Source organism: Bacillus sp. FSL M8-0350, assembly GCF_038593345.1.
Classification (GTDB): Bacteria; Bacillota; Bacilli; order Bacillales; family Bacillaceae; genus Bacillus; species Bacillus safensis.
Map to the genome: position 1 here is coordinate 2,632,566 of NZ_CP151985.1, position 20,193 is coordinate 2,652,758.

Annotated in this window: 22 protein-coding genes, 1 tRNA gene, 1 pseudogene and 1 other annotated feature (1 of these 25 cut by a window edge); of the genes and pseudogenes, 5 read left to right on the forward strand and 19 right to left on the reverse strand. The window is 40.8% G+C overall.

Going from position 1 to position 20,193, the window contains the following annotated elements:
* Positions 1–15, reverse strand: a binding site (T-box leader); it reaches 232 nt to the left of the window's first position.
* A gap of 8 nt (positions 16–23) precedes the next feature.
* Positions 24–938 carry a branched-chain-amino-acid transaminase gene (gene ilvE, locus NSS80_RS13805; protein ID WP_024427825.1) on the reverse strand — a complete coding sequence of 305 codons (915 nt, stop codon included), beginning with the start codon at positions 936–938 and terminating at the stop codon, positions 24–26.
* Between the two features lie 433 nt (positions 939–1,371).
* On the opposite strand from ilvE, the gene NSS80_RS13810 reads away from it, so the two are divergent.
* Positions 1,372–2,415 carry a lactonase family protein gene (locus NSS80_RS13810; RefSeq protein ID WP_070326429.1) on the forward strand — a complete coding sequence of 348 codons (1,044 nt, stop codon included), beginning with the start codon at positions 1,372–1,374 and terminating at the stop codon, positions 2,413–2,415.
* A gap of 32 nt (positions 2,416–2,447) precedes the next feature.
* On the opposite strand, the gene NSS80_RS13815 is transcribed toward NSS80_RS13810, so the two are convergent.
* The 7 genes from NSS80_RS13815 to NSS80_RS13845 form a co-directional block, all read right to left on the reverse strand.
* Entirely contained in the window at positions 2,448–2,867 is a 420-nt protein-coding gene (locus tag NSS80_RS13815) for a YkvA family protein (protein ID WP_101676803.1), read from the reverse strand.
* Positions 2,868–2,962: 95 nt separating this feature from the next.
* Entirely contained in the window at positions 2,963–4,129 is a 1,167-nt protein-coding gene (dltD, locus tag NSS80_RS13820) for a D-alanyl-lipoteichoic acid biosynthesis protein DltD (RefSeq protein WP_317221896.1), read from the reverse strand.
* Positions 4,129–4,365, reverse strand: coding sequence for a D-alanine--poly(phosphoribitol) ligase subunit 2 (gene dltC / locus NSS80_RS13825; protein ID WP_024423191.1), 237 nt, complete (start codon positions 4,363–4,365; stop codon positions 4,129–4,131). The genes dltD and dltC overlap by 1 nt, the downstream gene beginning before the upstream one ends.
* A gap of 21 nt (positions 4,366–4,386) precedes the next feature.
* Positions 4,387–5,571, reverse strand: coding sequence for a D-alanyl-lipoteichoic acid biosynthesis protein DltB (dltB, locus tag NSS80_RS13830; RefSeq protein ID WP_046311973.1), 1,185 nt, complete (start codon positions 5,569–5,571; stop codon positions 4,387–4,389).
* Positions 5,568–7,073, reverse strand: a complete 1,506-nt coding sequence (gene dltA / locus NSS80_RS13835; RefSeq protein ID WP_317221895.1) for a D-alanine--poly(phosphoribitol) ligase subunit DltA — start codon at positions 7,071–7,073, stop codon at positions 5,568–5,570. The genes dltB and dltA overlap by 4 nt, the downstream gene beginning before the upstream one ends.
* A 14-nt stretch (positions 7,074–7,087) precedes the next feature.
* Positions 7,088–7,237 carry a teichoic acid D-Ala incorporation-associated protein DltX gene (locus tag NSS80_RS13840; protein WP_024427820.1) on the reverse strand — a complete coding sequence of 50 codons (150 nt, stop codon included), beginning with the start codon at positions 7,235–7,237 and terminating at the stop codon, positions 7,088–7,090.
* 248 nt (positions 7,238–7,485) lie between these two features.
* Complete coding sequence (locus NSS80_RS13845) at positions 7,486–8,712, reverse strand: DUF1668 domain-containing protein (protein WP_317221894.1); 1,227 nt, start codon at positions 8,710–8,712, stop codon at positions 7,486–7,488.
* Between the two features lie 225 nt (positions 8,713–8,937).
* On the opposite strand from NSS80_RS13845, the gene NSS80_RS13850 reads away from it, so the two are divergent.
* From NSS80_RS13850 to NSS80_RS13860, 3 genes and pseudogenes are all read left to right on the forward strand, one after another.
* Positions 8,938–9,078: a hypothetical protein gene (locus tag NSS80_RS13850; protein WP_080769767.1), complete on the forward strand. Its 141-nt coding sequence runs from the start codon at positions 8,938–8,940 to the stop codon at positions 9,076–9,078.
* Positions 9,018–9,707: pseudogene (locus NSS80_RS13855) on the forward strand (polymorphic toxin type 50 domain-containing protein); the annotation flags it as partial. The gene NSS80_RS13850 and the pseudogene NSS80_RS13855, both read left to right, overlap by 61 nt.
* Positions 9,708–9,728: 21 nt before the next feature.
* Positions 9,729–10,067, forward strand: a complete 339-nt coding sequence (locus tag NSS80_RS13860; RefSeq protein ID WP_041115068.1) for a hypothetical protein — start codon at positions 9,729–9,731, stop codon at positions 10,065–10,067.
* A gap of 325 nt (positions 10,068–10,392) precedes the next feature.
* Here the strand turns inward: NSS80_RS13860 and NSS80_RS13865 are convergent.
* The 10 genes from NSS80_RS13865 to NSS80_RS13910 all read right to left on the reverse strand — a co-directional run bounded on the left by NSS80_RS13865 (position 10,393) and on the right by NSS80_RS13910 (position 17,957).
* Positions 10,393–10,466: transfer RNA gene (locus tag NSS80_RS13865), tRNA-Arg, on the reverse strand.
* 120 nt (positions 10,467–10,586) lie between these two features.
* Entirely contained in the window at positions 10,587–11,111 is a 525-nt protein-coding gene (locus tag NSS80_RS13870) for a metallophosphoesterase (protein ID WP_041115066.1), read from the reverse strand.
* A 14-nt stretch (positions 11,112–11,125) separates the two neighbouring features.
* Positions 11,126–11,728: an XTP/dITP diphosphatase gene (locus NSS80_RS13875; protein ID WP_162860205.1), complete on the reverse strand. Its 603-nt coding sequence runs from the start codon at positions 11,726–11,728 to the stop codon at positions 11,126–11,128.
* A gap of 10 nt (positions 11,729–11,738) precedes the next feature.
* On the reverse strand, positions 11,739–12,467 hold the full coding sequence (rph, locus tag NSS80_RS13880; protein WP_034621182.1) for a ribonuclease PH: 729 nt from the start codon (positions 12,465–12,467) through the stop codon (positions 11,739–11,741).
* 151 nt (positions 12,468–12,618) lie between these two features.
* Positions 12,619–13,680 (reverse strand): GerMN domain-containing protein, encoded by a 1,062-nt coding sequence (locus tag NSS80_RS13885; RefSeq protein WP_024423204.1) that lies wholly within the window; start codon positions 13,678–13,680, stop codon positions 12,619–12,621.
* Positions 13,681–13,780: 100 nt separating this feature from the next.
* On the reverse strand, positions 13,781–14,596 hold the full coding sequence (racE, locus tag NSS80_RS13890) for a glutamate racemase (protein WP_024423205.1): 816 nt from the start codon (positions 14,594–14,596) through the stop codon (positions 13,781–13,783).
* Between the two features lie 10 nt (positions 14,597–14,606).
* A complete protein-coding gene (locus NSS80_RS13895) occupies positions 14,607–15,047 on the reverse strand; it encodes a MarR family transcriptional regulator (RefSeq protein ID WP_024423206.1) in 441 nt (146 codons plus the stop codon).
* A gap of 149 nt (positions 15,048–15,196) precedes the next feature.
* On the reverse strand, positions 15,197–15,421 hold the full coding sequence (gene gerE / locus NSS80_RS13900; protein ID WP_003184172.1) for a spore germination transcription factor GerE: 225 nt from the start codon (positions 15,419–15,421) through the stop codon (positions 15,197–15,199).
* Positions 15,422–15,626: 205 nt separating this feature from the next.
* Positions 15,627–16,943, reverse strand: coding sequence for a citrate:proton symporter (locus NSS80_RS13905; protein WP_252049671.1), 1,317 nt, complete (start codon positions 16,941–16,943; stop codon positions 15,627–15,629).
* A 153-nt stretch (positions 16,944–17,096) separates the two neighbouring features.
* On the reverse strand, positions 17,097–17,957 hold the full coding sequence (locus NSS80_RS13910; protein ID WP_024423208.1) for a LysR family transcriptional regulator: 861 nt from the start codon (positions 17,955–17,957) through the stop codon (positions 17,097–17,099).
* 135 nt (positions 17,958–18,092) lie between these two features.
* On the opposite strand from NSS80_RS13910, the gene NSS80_RS13915 reads away from it, so the two are divergent.
* The gene (locus NSS80_RS13915; RefSeq protein ID WP_041115065.1) at positions 18,093–19,223 is read left to right on the forward strand and encodes a PrpF domain-containing protein; all 1,131 of its coding nucleotides are present in this window, start codon (positions 18,093–18,095) and stop codon (positions 19,221–19,223) included.
* Between the two features lie 224 nt (positions 19,224–19,447).
* Here NSS80_RS13915 and NSS80_RS13920 read toward each other — a convergent pair whose 3' ends face one another.
* The gene (locus NSS80_RS13920) at positions 19,448–20,167 is read right to left on the reverse strand and encodes a biotin--[acetyl-CoA-carboxylase] ligase (protein WP_317221893.1); all 720 of its coding nucleotides are present in this window, start codon (positions 20,165–20,167) and stop codon (positions 19,448–19,450) included.
* Between the last annotated feature and the right edge of the window lie 26 nt (positions 20,168–20,193).

The window sequence follows — 20,193 nt, forward strand, 5'->3', positions numbered from 1 at the left end:
CTTCAACGTTTATCGATATCTATTTAGCTTGCATGAATGTTTTCATCTGCAAAAACGACTTTTTCTCCTTCTTCAACCACTCGCTTGCGGAATTGTTCAAGAAGTTTGTTTGTGTGGAACCCAGGTTTCCCTTCACCGATTGTACGGCCGTCAACTTTTACAACGGCGATGACTTCGGCTGCGGTTCCTGTTAGAAATACTTCTTCAGCTGTATACACATCGTGTCTTGTGAATGGTTCTTCTTTCACTTCGTAGCCTAAGTCTTCTGCAATCTCCATGATGGCATTTCTTGTGATGCCTTCAAGTGCGCCGATATAACCTGGCGGTGTATAAAGCTTGCCTTTTTTATAAATAAACACGTTGTCTGCAGAACCTTCCGCCACGTACCCTTGATCGTTCAGCATCAGCGCTTCACTCACACCGGCCATATGGGCTTCGATTCGGACAAGAATGTTATTCAAATAGTTTAATGATTTTACTTTTGGGCTAAGGACATCTGGACGATTTCGTCTTGTTGGAACCGTCACAATATCAATACCCGTTTCATATAGGTGCTTTGGAAAAATGGCCAGCGGCTCTACAATGATCACTGTGTTGGCTCTCCCGCAGTTGTTAGGGTCTAAACCAAGATCACCCGCTCCTCTTGAGACGACAAGGCGGATATAGGCATCCTTTAGGCCGTTCCTTTCAACTGTATGAATCATTTTTTCCGTGAGTTCCTCAAGTGAATATGGAATGTTCAGCATAATGGATCTGGCGGAATCATACAGGCGGTCTAAATGTTCTTTCATTCGAAAGATATTTCCGTTATATACGCGAATCCCTTCGAAAACACCGTCGCCATATAAGAAGCCATGATCGTAAACTGAAATTTTCGCATCCTCTTTTTTCACGAGTTCATCGTTTAAAAAGATCCACTGTTCCTTTTGGTCTTCCATTTTCAGTGAGCACCCTCTCTTTCAAACAAAAAGTAGTTGAATTTTCAGACACTTTATATTGAAGTGTCTCTCGCTTGCACTGCGTGTTTGTTTAGCTTTTGTTGAACCCATCTTACGCCGCTTTCCATACAGTGTCAACAGCATTTTTAAAATTATTAGACAATTTAGACTAATCAAAATTAAATGTATACGCTTACACCTTTGCTAGACAAGGAATGAAAAAACTTAAAATTTTTTGTATTTTTTCTTCAATTTATTTACTTTACATGAACGCTTTTCTTTTGAGAAAACTTTTGTGATATTTTTTCACATGATTTTTGATGAATATTGTGAGATTTCAATGACTTCGTTTTTTCTTTTGACATGCCTTTCTAAAGCGTTTTCCTATGAATTTATGATAGAATGAGAGCATCTAATAGAAGGAGGGCAATACATGGCTAACATCAGAGGTTATATTGGTACGTATACAAAGGCAGACAGTAAAGGTGTTTATACGTTTACATTAAATACGGACAAGCAGCAGATTGAGCAAGTAGAAGTCGCTGCTGAACTTGAAAATCCTACATATTTAACCGTGTCAGAGGATCAAAAGTTTGTTTATGCTGTTGTGAAAAAGGGCTCACAGGGTGGCCTTGCTGCGTATCAAATTGATTCAACGACAGGCAGACTTCACTTCATCAACCAAGAGCTTGCCGATGGAGCTTCTCCTTGCCACGTCAGCGTGGACAGTCAAACGAAAACGGCGTATACAGCGAATTATCATAAAGGGACAGCAGAGATGTATGAAATCGATGCTGAAACTGGCTCAGTGATCCGCACGCTCTCACAGGCGCAGCATGAAGGAACTGGCCCTAACGAAGATCGTCAGGAAAAACCGCACACTCACTTTATGGGTCTCACGCCAGATGAACAATTTGCAGTAGCTGTTGACCTTGGAACAGATGGAATTTATACGTATAAGAAAGAAGACGGCAAACTTGAGCTTGCTCATACATTTGAAACAAAGCCTGGCAGCGGACCTCGTCATATCACATTCCACCCAACGAAACCTGTGGCATATGTAATGACAGAGCTAAGCTCCGAGGTCATTGTGCTTCGTTACTTTGAAGATGGTCATTTTGAAGAGATCCAAACAATCGCGACCATTCCAAGCGATTTTACAGAGAACAATCAAGGCAGTGCCATTCATGTCTCTTCAGACGGACAATTTGTTTATGCAGGAAATCGCGGTCATGATAGCATTGCGATTTTTAAAGCAGATGATGACGGCCAATTAAGCCTAGTCGAGATTGCTTCTTCTGAAGGAAACTGGCCTAGAGATTTTGTGCTTGATCCAACAGAAGAATTCCTCGTCGGTTCAAACCAAGAATCTAGCAATCTTGTGTTATACAAACGCGACAAAGAAACAGGACGTCTCACTGTCTTACAATCAGACATTACCGTCCCTCATCCAGTTTGCGTGAAATTTTTAGGGTAAAGAAAAAAGCCTCCAATAACGGAGGCTTTTCTTTATGCAGACGGCATACCGCCATCCTCAAGCTTTTGATCAATCAGAGACGTATCCGTTTTTTCACCGAACCATTTTGACAGCCTGTCTTTTGCTTTCCCTTTCACATCATCATCAATGTACATTGCTACTTGAAGCAGAGCAAATGTGATGGCTCCTAAATCATCTGTGTAGCCGACGCCAATCAATGTATCCGGAATGAGATCAAGTGGAAGGATAAAATAGCCGAGTGCTCCAATAATCAAGGTCTTTGCTTTGACCGGCACTTCGGGTTTTTGCAATGTATAGTAAAGTAATAGCACAGTATAGACAAGAGAGACACCAGCTTTTTGTGCCGTCTTTTTTAGCTTTTCCCAAAAGGCATGATCATTAAAATGCTTCTTCGAACGCTTTAATAGTTCTTTTTTCTCAGAACGATTCATCATATCGCCTCCATCTACAGCATAGCCCTTTTCCCTCAGTTATACAAGATATCCGCTGATTCGACAAACAAAAAGCAGCAGAAAGCTGCTGCATTCTACTGCTCTTTGTAAAACTTTTCAATTGCCTTATCGATGTACACCCATCCTTTATAAGACACATGAATCGTATCTTTAAAGAAATATGGATCGTACTCATGCTTAGTCAAATCCGCGACTTCATACCCATTATCTCGAATTTGACGATTGATTTTTTCATAATAACCTGTACGGCCTTCTTTCGGAAAACCGGTGTAATCATACCACTTTCCGTTGACAGGAATCGTCACAAACAAAGGCTTCGCCCCTGCCTGTTTTAAAATATCCAGCATGATTTGAAAATCTTTGTATTCTGGTGATTCGGCATAAGAATGACCTTCACGGGAATCCTTCATCTTTTTCATAATCGGTTTCAGCTTGTGGTCAAACAGTTTTTGGTTAATATAAAACGGGTTGTCCCCTGCTCTTTTCGCACCAAAAATGCTCGCTTCTTTTTCAAGCTCAGCCCATGTTTTTCCTTTGACTGAAGGAGACGGTTGAAGCTTGCGCTCATGCCCCGATCCAATCGTATAGTACAGGTCTTTCTTTTGAAGCATACCATAATACATTTTCGCAATAGGAGAAATCGCGCCATAAGCGAACTTGTTCCCAGATAGCTCTGCTTTAAAAAGCTCTGTAATCACCATGTCGTTTTTGACTGCTTTAAACTTCATGATTCTTTTGATCAGCTCTTTTTTCACAGTTGGATCAATTTCTTTATTATAGGCGAGATTCAGCGCTTGAAGCGCTGAATAGTTAGGTGCAAAGTGATTCTCGTCAGATCCCCATTTCACAAACCACTGCGGAGACACGATAAATACAAGCTTCTTCCCTTTTAATTCATCCATATGCGCTGCGAAGTTCATCGCATGAATTAATGATTGCGATCCACCTTTTCCAATAAGATAAGGTGTAAACCCTTGAGGATTCTCATGAAAGAAATTCGAAGGGTGATATGGATCAAAACGTGATAGTTCAGAAGATCCATAGATCGGCAAATAAGTTGGATCTTTTAGCATTTCATCTTGTAAATAGAGCCCTTGAAACATCCCTGGATCTAATTCTGTGGCTGACTTTTGTAATTTGTCTTTTGGGATCAGGTGTGAGAGCCATGCATTTGGTACAAGAAGAACACCAATGAATAGAACAGCCGCTAAAATAAGCGGCCCAAAAAAACGCTTTTTCATTACTTCATCTCTGCCAGCTGCTCAGCAATATGATTCGGCGTATCCCACACATCACGATCGAATTCTGTAATCGGAACAGTGATTCCGAGTTGACTTTCAATTGCCATAAGCAGTTCTACTGTACCAAATGAATCAAGAAGACCTTCTTCAAAAATCGCAATCTCTGGATTTTCTTTCACAACGTCATCCTGACAAACCTCTGCAATAATACCGTATACTTGATTTTTAAATTCCATAATTTTCTACTCCCTTAATCATTAATGATGAAATGGTTTTCCTGAAAAAATATAAAATCCGAAACAAATCACATGGAATGTAATAATGATCGACACAACCATTGTGACCTTATTATCCGGCCACCACTTGTGCTTTTTATTCCATTTCTCAAATAAATTGTAACCGGACATGACAACTGCATGATAAAGTCCGTAAATAATATATTGAAGGGCAAGACCATGCCAAGCACCCATCAATAGAAAGAGGACAAAGTACCCAATATTTGATACAGCCATTCGGTTCTTGATCCACTTCTTTTTAGTCATAAAGAACACAAATCTCATAAACACGTAGTCTCTGAACCAGAAGGACAGGGACATGTGCCAGCGATTCCAGAAGTCTTTAATGTTTCGGCTGATAAACGGTTTATTAAAGTTCTCTGGTGATTTAATCCCCATAATATAACTCACACCTACAGCAAATGCTGTATATCCAGCAAAGTCAAAGAACAAATACATGCTGTAAGCATACATATATGTTAACTGCTGAACAAAGTGACTGCTGCTAATGTGATGGATATTCATCAGAATATATGTGTGAATCAGATAGCCAATAATGAACTTATATAAGAAGCCAATAAAAATTTTATGAATACCGGCATATAGAAGATCACTGTATGCTTCTTTTTCAGGCGGCGTATCCATATCCTTTTCAAATCGGCGGTAACGGTCAATCGGACCTGATGAAATCGTCGGGAAAAAGACAATGAAATAGACCAAACGGTGAATCGGAATTTTCTTCTTAATCAAGCCGTCTCTTGTCTCGATAATTAACTGAACACCTTTAAATGTTAAGTATGAGATTCCCAAAAAGCTCAGCCAGTTCATTGGCGCCGGCTGGTGCGGCTGATGAGTTAAAAAGAACGGTAAAATCTTTGACAGCACAAGCGGCAAAATAGATGCCACCACTGCTGCATAGAAAACAGATGCCTGATTCGCCTTTAACCGATATGCAAGGTACAGGCGGATGATGAAGACTTGCCACACCGTGAACAAGAAGAGCAGCAGCGCGCCATGAGCATCCTTTGAGAAAATAAGTGCCAGCGCCACCACCGTTGCAAACATGTTGTAGCCCTGCATTCTTTTGCCGCGAAGACCAAGAATGATCGTCGGCAAAAGAAGAATACCAATTAGAATGAAGAAAAAGAATGAACTAAACGGAATCATAGAAGAACCTCTTTCGCGATTCTCTTACGGTCAATCTTCCCGTTTGGCGTCATGTACAGCTGCTCAAGATACACAAATTTTCTTGGAATCATGTACGCTGGCAGTGAATCCGCCATTTCCTTCTTAATCGCACTTGTCAGCTGATACTCTTTTTCAAATGAATGAGCTGCTGGAACAATCGCTGCAATCAAGTACTCGACATGACCGTTTGGCTGGAATGGCACAATCACACAAGCATTGACATAGGTTGTCTCGCTCACATGATACTCAATTTCTTCAAGCTCCATCCGATATCCATGAAGCTTAATTTGATAGTCGAGACGGCCATGGCACGTAATTAATCCATCCTGCGCCATACCTGCGTCACCTGTACGGTAAGCAGGGCGTCCCTCGTATTCAAAGAACACTTTATCCGTTAAGGCTTGTTCACCTAAGTAGCCTCTCGTGACGCTTGGCCCCACGATGACAATTTCCCCTTTTTCACCATCAGGAAGTGTCTTGCCTTCTTCATCTAAAATGACGATGTCTGTATCAGGTTTGGCATAGCCGACTGGTAAAGAATCGTGCTGATCAAGAATCGCCTGCGTGACTTCAATCGATGTGATCGCAACAGTTGCTTCAGTTGGACCATACGTATTAAAGACCTGCGCCTTTGGAAAACGTTCAAGAAGTGCACTTGCTACAGCTACAGGAAGCGCCTCACCGCAGAACAAGAAAACTTTCAGCTCAGGTAAAAGCTCCCCTGTAAAGGAAGGGTCCATTAAGCACATTTGCACAAAAGAAGGTGTTGATGTCCACACTTCAACGTCAGATTGACCAAGTGCTGCAAACATATCCTTTGGCTTATTGACGAGATCTTTTACTAAACAGTAAAGCGTGCCGCCTGATTGAAGCGCTGGATAAAGATCCATCACTGATAAGTCAAAAGAAAATGGTGCTTGATTTAAGAATGTGCGTCCCTCACCAATTGGGAAGTCACGGCACATCCAATCTGTAAAGCTTTCTAAATTATTGGCAGTTACCTGAACGCCTTTCGGTTTTCCTGTACTGCCAGAGGTATAAATAATGTAGAAAACATCATCTTGTTGAACCCACTGCGTGGATGGCGGTGCTTCTTTTTCAAGTGCTAAAAGCGATGCCGCACTCTTCACTTCAATGTGCTCTTCTACATCTAATACATTCTGCTCATTTGCACAAATCAATAGATTGGCTTTTGAGCTTTCAATAATTGAAACGATACGCTCGACAGGTATTGAGATATCGACCGGAATATACGGTCTGCCTGATTTCACACTGCCTAAGAAAGAAATCAGCATCTCTGGCTCCATATGACCGTATACAATGACAGGTGCACTGCCAGCTGCGACTGCATCGATCGCACCAGCCATTTGGTCTGATAAATGCCAAAGCTCATCATATGTGATCGACGCATGTTGAGAAACAAATGCTGGCTGTGTTGGTTTTGTTTGCTGGTATTCATGAATCGTTTGTAATAGTTTCATAATTTAATCTCCAATTAAAAATCGTTGTAAATGAATGATCCCGTATTTGCTGTGTGGAATCCGTAAATAAAGAACAATAATAGCAAAATAAGTAAGTAAAAGCTTGTATATCCTATCCATTTTACAGACTTATTTTCTGATAGCTTTTTGAATAGCATATTGATAACCTCTTTTCTTTTGACACTTATAGAGACGCATGACTCATTCAAAGAGTTTCATATCAAACCATAAAATTTTTAAGAAATACTAAAAAAATGTCGAACCTTGGAACGTCTCTTTTGAGCAAAGCTGTCTTATTGTAACAAAGATTTAATGTATTTGAAATGAAATTCGATCTTAAATTTGCCTTAAAATTGCTGAAAGCTGTCGAACTAACGCAAAAGCCATCTAGTCGGACTAGATGGCTTTGATGTCATTTACTTTTATATTTATTGACTTCGAACATGAGAATGTTTTTGAACACAACATAATCCTTTTTACTTTCAAATGGACCTTTGTTGTTGTCATGCTCATCAATTTCATAAAAACCTGGTCCTTCTCCGGCATCACGTTTTTTGTACCAGGATAGGAAAGCGTTGACTTCTTTCATGGAAAGGTCATACTCTTTCTGTAAGCCATTGACCATTGTGATGATGAGAAGGGCATCGCCGTCTTCATCGGTTGTATCGTCTTTAGGCGGTGTGGTTGGTTCTGGATCTTTGTCACCAGGTGTTTCTGTGTTGTTTGGGAATTGCAGGTCTTTTAAAGATAAAGAGATGACGGATTTGTAGTTTTGATCTGCAATCTCTGTATAATTCACATTATAATCTCGACCGCCAATAACGTATAAAGTATCGTCAATAATGACAGAGGAAGCACCTATACGAGGATTGTGATAAGGTACATCAACACCTATAATTTCTTCTTTATTAGCATCATAAATATTTAATTTTCTAGTTGAAGAGGCAGGAAATATCATATTTCCTTTATAAGTAACGCCAGTTAAATAACCTGAAAGATTTTTTTTCTTAAATGACCAAACTCCTTTGTTTGTGTCATACTCAAAAACTTGGCGATTATCGTTCTGTCCAATGATATAAAACTTCTCTTTTAAAACTAAACCTGTTGCACCCTCTGTTTTTACATTTAGAGGAGCTTCCTCTTTCCATGTTTGACTGGTTAGATCATAACTAAAAAATTCTTTACCGCCTAGTACATAAATTTTATTTCCAATAACACCCGCTTGAACGTTATAAGAGCCTTTTGATTTGCTGATAAAGGGAATATCAGGTAGTTTTTCCCATTCATCTTTTTTTGTATCATACACTTCGAACTTATTATAAGTAAAACCCGTATGTTTTCCAGCAAGGACATAAATTTTTGAACCTACTACTACTGATGCTGCTCCCCCTCTTCCAGTTGGTATATTATTTTTTTTAGTCCATTTATTTATAGATGGATCATATTCTAACGTTTCTTTGTCCGCATTAAACCCACCAATTACATAAATTTTCCCATCTACAGCATTAGCTACAGCTCCCACTCTTGCTGTTGGCAAATCAGCTAATTGATTCCACTCATCCTTAGCCGCATGTACCATTTGAATTGACTGCGTGAATGAAAGAATTACTAGTAACATCATGACGATCCATTTTTTCAAAAATAACACTCCCTTTTCATTATCTTACTTCTTCATTATCGGAGTGTTTTTAAATTTTTATAGAATAATTGATCTTTTTAAGGAGAAATTAATAGTAAAAAAGCATTAGAAAGGGCCTTACTAAAGAGAGCCTCTTAAAATAGTAAGTTCAATCAGAAACTGCCTGAGACTATAATCAGAGAACAATTTTAAAAAACCCATGGCTTTGCGATAAAAGATTTTTATATGGAGTGTCACATTCCCTTTTTGCAATTCTTTCAGATTGTCATTGAAGAGTACAGCAGTGCGCTAAAAAAGACAAAACAGTTGAAGTTATTCGAGATGGAATGCTATATCGGTTACGAATATCGGATCAAAACAAAGTGAATATTGAAAGCATCACAAAAATTTCTGATGTGAAAACGGGTGAACAAACCTCAAACATCTTAAATACAGCGGTTGAATTTACAGGAATAAATGATGCCATTCGAGTCATCACAGGGAGAGACCCTGTCACAGGTGACAAAGTTGCTGACATGGACCGTCTAGTATCAAGCTTGTACATGATACCAGGAGCTAAAATCGCTAAAGTTGGAAAATACGCATTTAAAATAATGAAAGGAGATAAAGCAGCCAAGAAGATTGTCAAAACACCTTCCTTCGGCAAACATTCCGTACCAAAAGGTCCGTATCGTGAAGTAAATGGTTTCCCGGCAAAAGTAAAACCAGGAGCTCAAGAGAAACATATTCCTGATACACCTAACTATAAACAGGAGATAGCTAATGGTAAAACAAAGAGTATCTTCTTTGGAGATAATAAAAAAGCACAAAAATTGCTTGATAAACATGCAGGTACTGGTGATATGTTAAAAACAAAAAATAAAGAAAGAGTGGATTTTGGTCAAGTCATAGGAGAGCATTACAATACAGAGACCAATAAGTATGAAGAGACTACAAGAGGCATTATACATTATAGTAAAAACGGCGCTCACATCGTGCCTTCACAACCATCCTAAATATGAGAAAAGAGGATTGACATGGAACCTGATTCTTTATTTAAAACATTATCAAAATACAAAAATAGAGACCTTAAATTGGAATATGAAAATGGATTAAGGCTAATCGGTAGAACTGATACATTTTTTGAAACTGATAACGGTCTAGAAGATGATGACATCAATTATAAAGAATATTACGCTACAGTCTTTCAAGTAAATAAGATTTTATCTCCTCCCCTTATTAATGAAAAAGACAGTTTATATACTTGGTTAATTGAGGGAAACACTTTGTTTGAGATTTCTCTTTATGAAGATACACCAAGTGCAGTTTATATAGCAGATGGCCCAAAAATATGGGAATTGGACAGTGATGAATAACTAAGAAAAGCCCCTTCAAATTAGAAGGGCTTTTCATTTGTTTCTGTTTTAAATATATCTAGTCGCTACCTTCAAATATAACTCTATTTTTCAATTTATACATTTTTGATTTTGATCCATTTACGTTCATAGTCATTGAAGAAGCTGACCAAAAATCAGCCACTCATTTTGATAGCTTCCTTGATACAAAAACAGGGAACGGAAATACTTAAAAATAAACCCGCTCCCAAAACCATGTTTTGAAGCGAGTTGCGAACTAATGTTTCAATGAACAAAAAAGCCTGAAACCCTTGATAAGAAAGGGTTTCAGGCTTTTAAAATAGTACGTCCCAGGAGAGATTCGAACTCCCGACCGACGGCTTAGAAGGCCGTTGCTCTATCCTGCTGAGCTACTGGGACATGTTGTTATGTAGTGTGCTTTGGTGTATTACCTCAGCGACAAGATTTATTATATTACTATTGTTCTTTAAAGTCAACGGTTTTTCGAAAGTTTTTTCATAAGGGGCAAATGCTGCACCCTTATGAAATACCTTCCAATGTGACAGTGTTTTCGAGGTCTTGTATTGCAAGACCTTCGTCCGTGAAAAACTGTACGTTTGCTTCGCTTCCATCTAGTGTCAGTATAGCATAGCTGCGCTCTTTTCGCACTCTTGGCAAGTGCACGCTGCCTGGGTTAATGAGGAGTTTTCCTCTTAGCAGTTCACTGCCTGGAATGTGCGAGTGGCCAAAGCAGATAATGTCTGCGCCCAGCTCTTCTGCACGGTAGTAGACTTGAAGCAAGGATTGTTTGATGCCATGCAGATGTCCGTGAGTGAGAAATAGTTTTCCGCCTCCATCAAGTGGGAGCAGGAGCTCTTCTTCAAAATCGCCCATAAAGTCACAATTTCCTTTGACGACTTTGTATCCTTCAAGTGCTGGGTGGTTCGTTTCGAGTTCTGAATCTCCGCAGTGAATCATCATGTCAACTTCAGCCGCATGCCGTTTGGCAATGGTTTGAAGTTCGTCTGTGAGTCCATGACTGTCACTAATGATGAGTATCTTCATGGCTTCATTCCCCCTTATTCATTTGCGTCTAGCAGTGATGAAAGCTTTTGAAGCGCGACCGCTCGATGGCTGATCTTGTTTTTCTCCTCTGGTGATAATTCGGCCATCGTCTGGTCTTTGTCTTTGACGATGAAAATTGGGTCGTATCCGAAGCCATTTTCGCCGATAGGTTTTTCAGCGATGAAGCCTTCTACTGATCCTTCTACCGTCTTTGTTTCTTTTCCCGGTATGCTGACAGCAAGGGCACATCTGAATCTGGCTGTGCGGTCTTCTTTTTCAATGCCTTGAAGTTCGCTCAGCACTTTTTCCACATTCTCCGCATCGTCTTTATGCTCACCTGCGTATCTCGCTGAATACACGCCAGGTTTTCCGCCCAGATAATCAATCGACAGACCGGAATCGTCTGCAATGACCATTTCACCTGCTTTGGCTTGAATGGCCTCAGCTTTGATGATGGCATTTTCTTCGAAGGTTTGTCCTGTTTCTTCAATTTCTTCAGTAAAGCCAATGTCTGCTAGTGTTTTGACCGTGAATCCTTTTGGCTCAAGAATGGCTTTGAATTCTTTCGCTTTGCCCGCATTGTGCGTTGCAATGATGGCTGTTTTCATCCTGATCAAACCCTTCTCTTTATTCGATGACTTCTCCTGTTACTGCTTTTTGCTTTTTGATTAATTCTTTGATGCCCTTTTCGGCTAAATCAAGCAGTCCGTTTAGCTGTTCTCTTGAGAATGTCGCTTCTTCGCCTGTTCCTTGAAGTTCAACAAAGCGACCAGCGCCTGTCATGATGACATTCATATCTACTTCAGCAGAAGAATCTTCTTCATAGTTTAAATCTAACAGAAGACCTTGCTGAGAATCAATTCCGACGGATATCGCCGCTAAATAATCAGTAATCGGGTTTTCTTTGATGACTCCTTCAGCTCGTAGCTTTTGAATCGCAAGTGTCATGGCAACAAAAGCACCTGTGATGGATGCTGTGCGTGTGCCGCCGTCTGCTTGAATAACATCACAATCAATCCAAATCGTGCGTTCGCCAAGCTTTTCTAAGTCAACGACTGCGCGGAGTGCTCGTCCAATTAAACGCTGGATCTCCATCGTACGTCCTGTGACTTTTCCTTTAGATGATTCTCTTATCGTTCTTTGTGCAGTTGCTCTTGGAAGCATGCTATATTCTGCTGTGATCCAGCCTTTTCCTTCTCCTCTTAAAAAAGGAGGTACGCGGTCTTCGATCGATGCGTTACAAATCACCTTCGTATTTCCCGCTGAGATTAAGACAGAGCCTTCTGGGTGCGTGATGTAGCCTGCCTCTATTTCAATTTTTCTCAATTCGTCATATTGTCTTTCATCTAATCTCATGTTTTACCTCCGTTACGATATACATTCCTCGCGAGTGCCAGCGGGGTTCTCCTACTAACTTTGACAACCTCAGCTCGTTCTAATCGCTTGGAATAAAAAAGAGGCAGCGAATATGCATGCCTCTTTTTCTCCATTATATCAATGTGTGACGTTAAAAACTACCTGTATTCACTTGTTCTGGTCGTGAAACCGGCTTTGTGAGCTCTGCTCCTTTTTCGTTCACAAGCTCAGCCTTGCCGTTCACCTTGACAGATACGCTTTTGACGTCCGGCAGCTCGGTTAATGTGAGCACAATGCTATCAAGAACTTTTTGTGAAATGACCTTTTTCTTTTCATCCGCACTGCCAAAAATAGATTCGTTGAAATCAAGTGTCACATGGCCATCTTTTACTTTTGGTACATCATTCAGCTTCACATCTTGATCAAAGTCTGTAAGCAGATGGCTTTTTTTGCTTGGTCCAGAGACGAGCTCATCAATTGCTGCTGTAATCGGATCATCCTCGTCTTTTGGCGCTCTTTTGGTCACCGGAACGTAGTACGTCTGTTCATCAGATTCAGCTAAATAGTAAACCGTCACTGGCTTTGTCGCTGTCATATCAGCAGCAGCCTCGTGCTGGATATTAATACCGTCTTCTCTGCTTAAATCATCTGAGATAGGTGTACCGTTCACAGGCATTTCTTTTAGTTCATGTCCATTCATCTTCAATTTGACTTTGGCTATGGAATCAAACTGAGTTAACGTCCAAGTGACAGATTGCAAAATGCGCTGCTCGTCTTCTTTTTTATAGTTTTTAAATTCATTTGAAAAATCGACAACCGCCGTTCCGTCTTTAATATCGACAGATACGCGCGTATCCGCTGGCAGCACTGCTCTGAAGCCATTCGGCATTAAGTTAGAAATAGGCCCCCCGTCCACGAGATATTCAAGAGTTTGTTTGGCACTTCCTTCATTTTTCGGCAGTGGAATGGATTGAGAGACGACATACCCGTTTTTATCAATTAAATATAATTCTCTCATGACCGTATCTGCCTGCTTCTCTTCTTTTCCTTCTTTGGCTGTTTGTTTATCTTCTTTATTTTCTTTCACATATGTGACGTTTTGTGGTGGATCAATCTCTGTTTTCGCTTGGTCTGTTTGAAACAATCCGCATCCTGACAAAAGCATGGCTGACGCGATACACGTAACAGCTGCTGTAGATCCTTTTTTCAGCATACTTCACCCTCCTCTAGTAGTTTGTACTACTATGTATACGAGCTCCCCCAGAGGATTAGACCCTTTTCATAAAAAATAACCCACTTCAAATAGAAGCGGGTTATTGCTGGTAGATGTGTTCAAGTGACACGGTCTCGACCTTCCCTGGCAGGTAGCCAAACCAGTCACGAGCGATGTTTTGAAAATTTTGCTGCTGCCCTGTTGTGTAAAATGTATGGACAGGCGTTTCTTTAGAGGTATTTAACAGCCCTTTATATGAAAGAATCGTACTTGCTTCTCTCGCTGTCTCATCTCCTGATGAAATGATGCTGACATCACTGCCCATAAAGCGCTGAATCGGCTCTTTTAAAATCGGATAGTGTGTGCAGCCAAGAATAAGAGTGTCAATTCCTGTTTCTTTCATCGGTTCAAGGGAATCTTTGACCACTGCCTCTGCTGTCTGATCTAAAAACGTACCGCTTTCCACAAATGGGACAAGGAGCGGACACGCCAGACTTTGAACCGTTAGACCTGCTTTTAGGGACAGCAGCGCTTCTTTGTATGCCTCGCTTTTGATCGTATTGATTGTGCCAATAACGCCAATATGCTGGTTGTTTGTCACCTTGATCGCTGTACGGGCACCAGGCTGAATGACGCCAATAACCGGAATATCAAGCGTTGCTTTAATTTCATCCAGTGCGATCGCCGTTGCTGTGTTGCATGCAATGACGAGCATTTTAATATGGTGGTGTTTTAGTAAGTAGTGTGCCATTTCCCACGTATATTGAAGAACTTCTTCTTCTTTCCGCGGGCCATATGGACATCGTTTTGTATCGCCTACATAAATAATTTTTTCTTTTGGCAGTTGTCTCATGATTTCCTTTGCAACGGTTAAACCGCCGACGCCGGAATCAATGACGCCGATTGGTTGATCCAACAAAATCGCCTCATTTTCTTTTCATTTGCTGCTGTAGTTTCGTTAAGGATTGGTTGAAAACGATGGCTTCTTCTTCTGAGAAAGCCCCTAGAAGTTCACTGACGTATTCTTGGCGTTTAGCAATCACTTCTTGAATGATCCGCTCGCCTTCAGGCAATAAATGAATGCGAACCACGCGGCGATCAGATGGATCTTTCACCCGTTCGACAAGTTCACTTTTTTCCATTCTATCAATTAAATCAGTGGTTGTGCTGCAAGCCAAGTACATCTTTTGTGACAGCTCGCCTATTGTCATATCTCCGAATTCATAAAGCCACTGAAGCCCGATGAATTGTGGAGGTGTAATCGTATATTGATTGAGGATTTCTCTGCCTTTTTGCTTAATAATTGCGGCAATGTGGCGTAATGATTTTTCAATCTCTGCAACATGGCCTGATTCATTCGTTTCCATTTTATTGATACCTCACTATAGCATCTCACTTTGATTAAAACGTATATGTCTATTTTCCTCGTTTTTTAAAGAAAATGCAAGAAGAGACTCATGGAAACCATATAGAAATAACCGGTTCCTCCCCAATATGGAAGGAAAACCGGCTGACTTTAGAGCTCTAGCTCACCCATACGCAGAAGCTCGACTACGGCCTGTGAACGGCCTTTGACTCCTAGCTTTTGCATGGCATTCGAAATGTGATTTCGAACAGTCTTTTCGCTAATAAAAAGCTCGCTTGCAATTTCTTTTGTTGTTTTATCTTGGACGAGCAATTCGAATACTTCTCTTTCTCTTTTGGTTAATAGCGGCTTGGATTGAAACTCTTTCTCCTTCAAGTATTGTAACCCTCCTTGCTAAGGTGAGAGCTCTAGTCTCTATAGAATGGGATTCTGTATAGTCGAGATATCATATGCCGGGTGCCTGAGGTAGGTGACGTTAAAATCAAGAAATCCCGCATATCAGCGTCCAATTTCTGCGCTTTCCTCCACGCAAAAAAGGACGAGTCTCCTCCCCGAGACATCGTCCTTTTTTGCGTGGTATTTAAAAGATTGAAATGGCGCCTGTTAACAATGCAATAAGTGTTGTAAAAAGGGCAGTTAACACGGTCCATAGCAGTGCATATTTTTGCAAATCACCAATATCTCTGTTCAGCATACTGACAAGCAGCAGTGTTGAAGCTACAAGCGGACTCAGTAAGTGAACAGGCTGCCCTATGATAGAGGCACGTGCAATTTCCACCGGATCAATCCCATAAGCTGCGCCGGCTTCAGCCAAGATTGGCAGCACTCCGAAATAGTAAGCATCGTTTGAGAGCACAAATGTAAATGGCATACTCGTCAAAGCAACAATCAGCGGGAAAAATGAGCTGTAGGAATCCGGAATCATGTAAATGACCAAATTGGCAATGGACTCAACCATTTTTGTTCCAGAAAAAATCCCTGTGAAAATCCCTGCTGCAAATACAAGTGTGATAACCGTTAATGCGTTTCCTGCATGAGATAAAATTCGCTCGCGCTGATCTTCAACCTTTGGATAGTTGATCATCAGAGCGATGACAAATCCAATTAAGAAGAGTACAGGAATTGGGATGATATCCATGACGAGAGTGACCATGACAGCAATTGTTAAGAAGAAGTTAATCCAAATCAGATTCGGTCTCTTGATATCGGCTACTCCATCTTCAATTGACGCAGCCAATTCAGGAGAAATGGACGGCTCTTCTTTGTACTGAATCTCTGCAATCCCAATCCGTTTTCTTTCTTTTTTCCCAAGTACATAAGCAGTAAAAAGTATAAAAAGACCGCCTCCAACCATCGTTGGGAGTAATGGAATGAAAAATTCGCCTGCATCTAATCCAAGCGCCGCGATTGCACGAGTAGCTGGACCGCCCCATGGCGTCATTCCGCTCATAATTCCTAATGATAATAATGAAATTGTTCCTAAAATTAATGGGTTCATCCCAATTCTTAAGAAAAGTGGCAGCATAGCTGATACGGTAATCATGTACGTTGTTGTTCCATCACCATCTAATGCAACAAGCATAGACAAAATCGCTACCCCAAAAGCAATTTTGACAGGATCACCTTTTACAATACGTAGAATGAGTTTAATCAGAGGATCAAACAATCCAGCATCCAGCATGACACCGAAGAATAAAATCGCAAATAACAATAAAGCAGCTGATGGTGCAACAGTTTTCAGTCCATCAAGCATCATGTCCCCTAACCCTTTGTTAAAGCCGCCGATCAATGCAAATATGATAGGTACAACGGTTAGAGCCACCACCGGATGCATACGTTTTGTCATAATGAGAAATGTAAATGTCAAGACCATCAAGATCCCTAAAATAGCTAGCACTTTATATCCCTCCATCCTCTTCTTTACATGATCTGCAAGCGCCCCCTTGCACTTGCGATCTATATGTTAGCGCTTTCTATTTCAAGGATATAATAGCTTTTTTTATAATGAAAATATCGATTTTTTCGTATATTCAATAAATTTCTTTTATAATCAACCTTGCTGATTTCTTAAAAACTCAATGAACGCTTTCACCACAGACAAATGAAGTGAGTCTGGCTGGTACATGAGCCATGTATCTCTTAAAACAGGCTGTCCATCTTTATACGAAAGTCCTTTTACAAATAACTCATCACTTGGTCTGAGGCAAATTTCTGGGACAATGGCATAGCCTAAACCATGCTTCACCATCTCTTTTGATGTATCCTGACGGTCTGTCTCCATCGTGACAAGCGGAGGCATTGTGAATGTTTCCTGCCACCATCTGTTAATCAGCCGTTTTAATGAACTGTCTGTATGATAGTCAATGAGCGGCAGATTCGGGAGATCCTTTAGCTGAATTTCTGATTTTGAAATAATGCAAAGACGCTCTTTATCGAGCAAAAAACGCTCTCCATTCCAGTCATAATCACCTCTTAAAATCCCTAAATGCACACTTGATGTTCCTAATAAATCCATTACCTTTGTGCTCCAGCCTGTGTTGACCATAAATTGAACATGTGGATACTGCTTAGAAAATTCTTTTAATATTTCTGGCAGTTTATACTGGGCAAAGTTACTTGAGACCCCTAACCGGATCGTTCCTTTGACCTTTTTTTGCATATTGAGCATGCCATCTTTCGTTTGCTGCAGCTGTTTGAGCATGTCATTTGCGTATTTAGCCAAGTATTCGCCCTCTGATGTAAATTCAATTCCTCGTTTTCTTTTAAAGAAAAGTTTCATATCAAACTCCTCTTCAAGCTGTTTCAATCGATAGCTTAAGGCAGGCTGAGAGACAAATAATTTTTCTGCCGCTTTTGTGATGTTCTTTTCTTCATAAAGTACCTTTAAAAACCGCCAATCTTTTTCATCCATTGTATGCCCTCCTTTTTTACTAATTATAAAATATTTTTATTGATTTCTCTTAAAATAATGTATTTAACTTATTTCTTATTATACTTTACCATTTTGGTTAGATAAACAGTTAATTAAAAATTGAGGGTGAGAGTCATGAGAAAAGTTCCAATCACAATCATGCGAGGCGGTACAAGCAAAGGAGTATTCATTCACGCTGACAATGCACCATATGAACACGATGAGCTCGAGGCATTTCTATTAGACATTATGGGCAGTCCTGACCGGCTGCAGGTCGATGGGATCGGCGGCGGTAATTCTTTAACAAGTAAAGTGGCCATTATCGATAAAGCCACACGCCCGGATGTGGATGTGAACTATACATTTGCACAGGTCAGTATTAATGAGAGATATGTCGACTTTAAAGGAAACTGCGGGAACATCTCATCAGCCGTTGGACCATATGCGATCATTAAAGGACTTGTTCAAGCAGTTGAGCCCATTACGACTGTACGTATCCTCAATACCAATACAAATAAAGTCATTACGGCAGAGGTCGAAGTTGAAAATGGGGAAGTAAAATTTGAAGGACAGGCAGAAATTCCAGGCGTAAAAGGAACTGGTTCTCCTATTTATTTATCCTTTGAGAAACCTGAAGGCGCTGTCACAGGTAAAACCTTTCCGACTGGAAACAAAATTGATACGATTCAAACGAAGTTTGGGGAAATTCCAATCTCGATCGTTGACATTGCAAATCCAATTGCCTTTATTCGTGCCAAAGATATTCAATTAAAAGGAACTGAATTGCCTGAAGAGTTTACAGACGAATTACTGGATGATTTAGAAGATATTCGTTCTCTCGCTGCTGAAATGTGTCATTTTGCACCAAAAGAAATGGCCACATTACAGTCTCCAGCTGTTCCAAAGCTTGCGCTCATTAGCGAGCCTGCTGATTATGTAGATACAAATGGAATCTTGAGACGAGCAGAAGATATGGACATCATCGTTCGTATGCTATCGATGCAACGACCGCACCAAGCACTTGCCATTACTGGTTCTGTCTGTGTAACGGCCAGCTGTTTCTTGGATGAAACGCTTCCTTCTCAGCTGTTCCAAGGTCAAGATGACACCCTTCGTATTGGGCATCCTGCCGGGATTATGCAAACGGAAATTGACATCTCTCAAAACAGAGTCAAAGTCATTCGAACTGCAAGAGAAATTCTAGACGGAGTTGTTTTCACAAAACAAGACTATGTGATTCAGCCTCATATTAAAAGAGAAGCTTAAAGCAGACGAGAACATCGTCTGCTCAGATTGTTGACAAAGGGCTAAAAGGGTTTTCTTTTAGCCCTTTGTCTTCTATTCAGCGTGATAGAAAACCTTTGAAGTCTAGGAAGGACGAGCACAGGAGCGGAGCGAATGTGACATTCGTGAGCACCGGAGCGCAGACCTGACAACGAATGCGAGGGTTTGTCTACACGCTGAGCAGACGAGAATATCGTCTGCTTTTTTTAATGCTGTAGCGGTGCATCGATATCTCCGGCCGAATGAGCTTTTATTTGCCCTTTCTCATCTTTGAGCTGGAGATGACCGTAGCGGTTGACTCCGCAGCAAATGCCCTCTTCCCATGTTTGTTTTTCACGGTCTAACGAGATCCGCAGCGGTTTATGAAGACGATATAACCGTTTGTTATAGAGGGAAGTGAGTGCTTCAAACCCTTCATTCTTCCAGCGTGTATGATATTTTTCAAAAGCGGCGGCAAGTTCCTTCACAAGCTGATCGGCTTTTACCTCTGTAAGCTCTGATAGGCAAATGGTTTTGTACGGAACATGCTCCGGCTTTGTCTTCACATTGATGCCAACCCCGATATAAATGGCGGTACGGTCCGCTTCAATCAATGTGCCTGATACCTTTGCTTCATTGATGAGAATATCATTTGGCCATTTGATCGCCAGCTGATCCTCAGCCCTCATGAGAGGTTTGAGAACATCGTAGATCGCTAGTGCCGTCAGCGGAGCAATCGTTGACTGGGTGGAGAGTTCTTCTGGCGGCAAAACTGTCATGGTCACAGCGACATTCCCTGCAGGCGTTTCCCACGGTCTGCCTAGCCTGCCTCTTCCTTCTGTCTGCTGATGTGCATAGACAGCAAATGAAGGTTTTTCTCCTAGCTGAATGAGCCTTTTCGCTTCATTATTTGTACTATCAATGGTGTCATATTGAAAAATCTTCATGTGTTCTCCTTTTGTTTCTTCTTGAT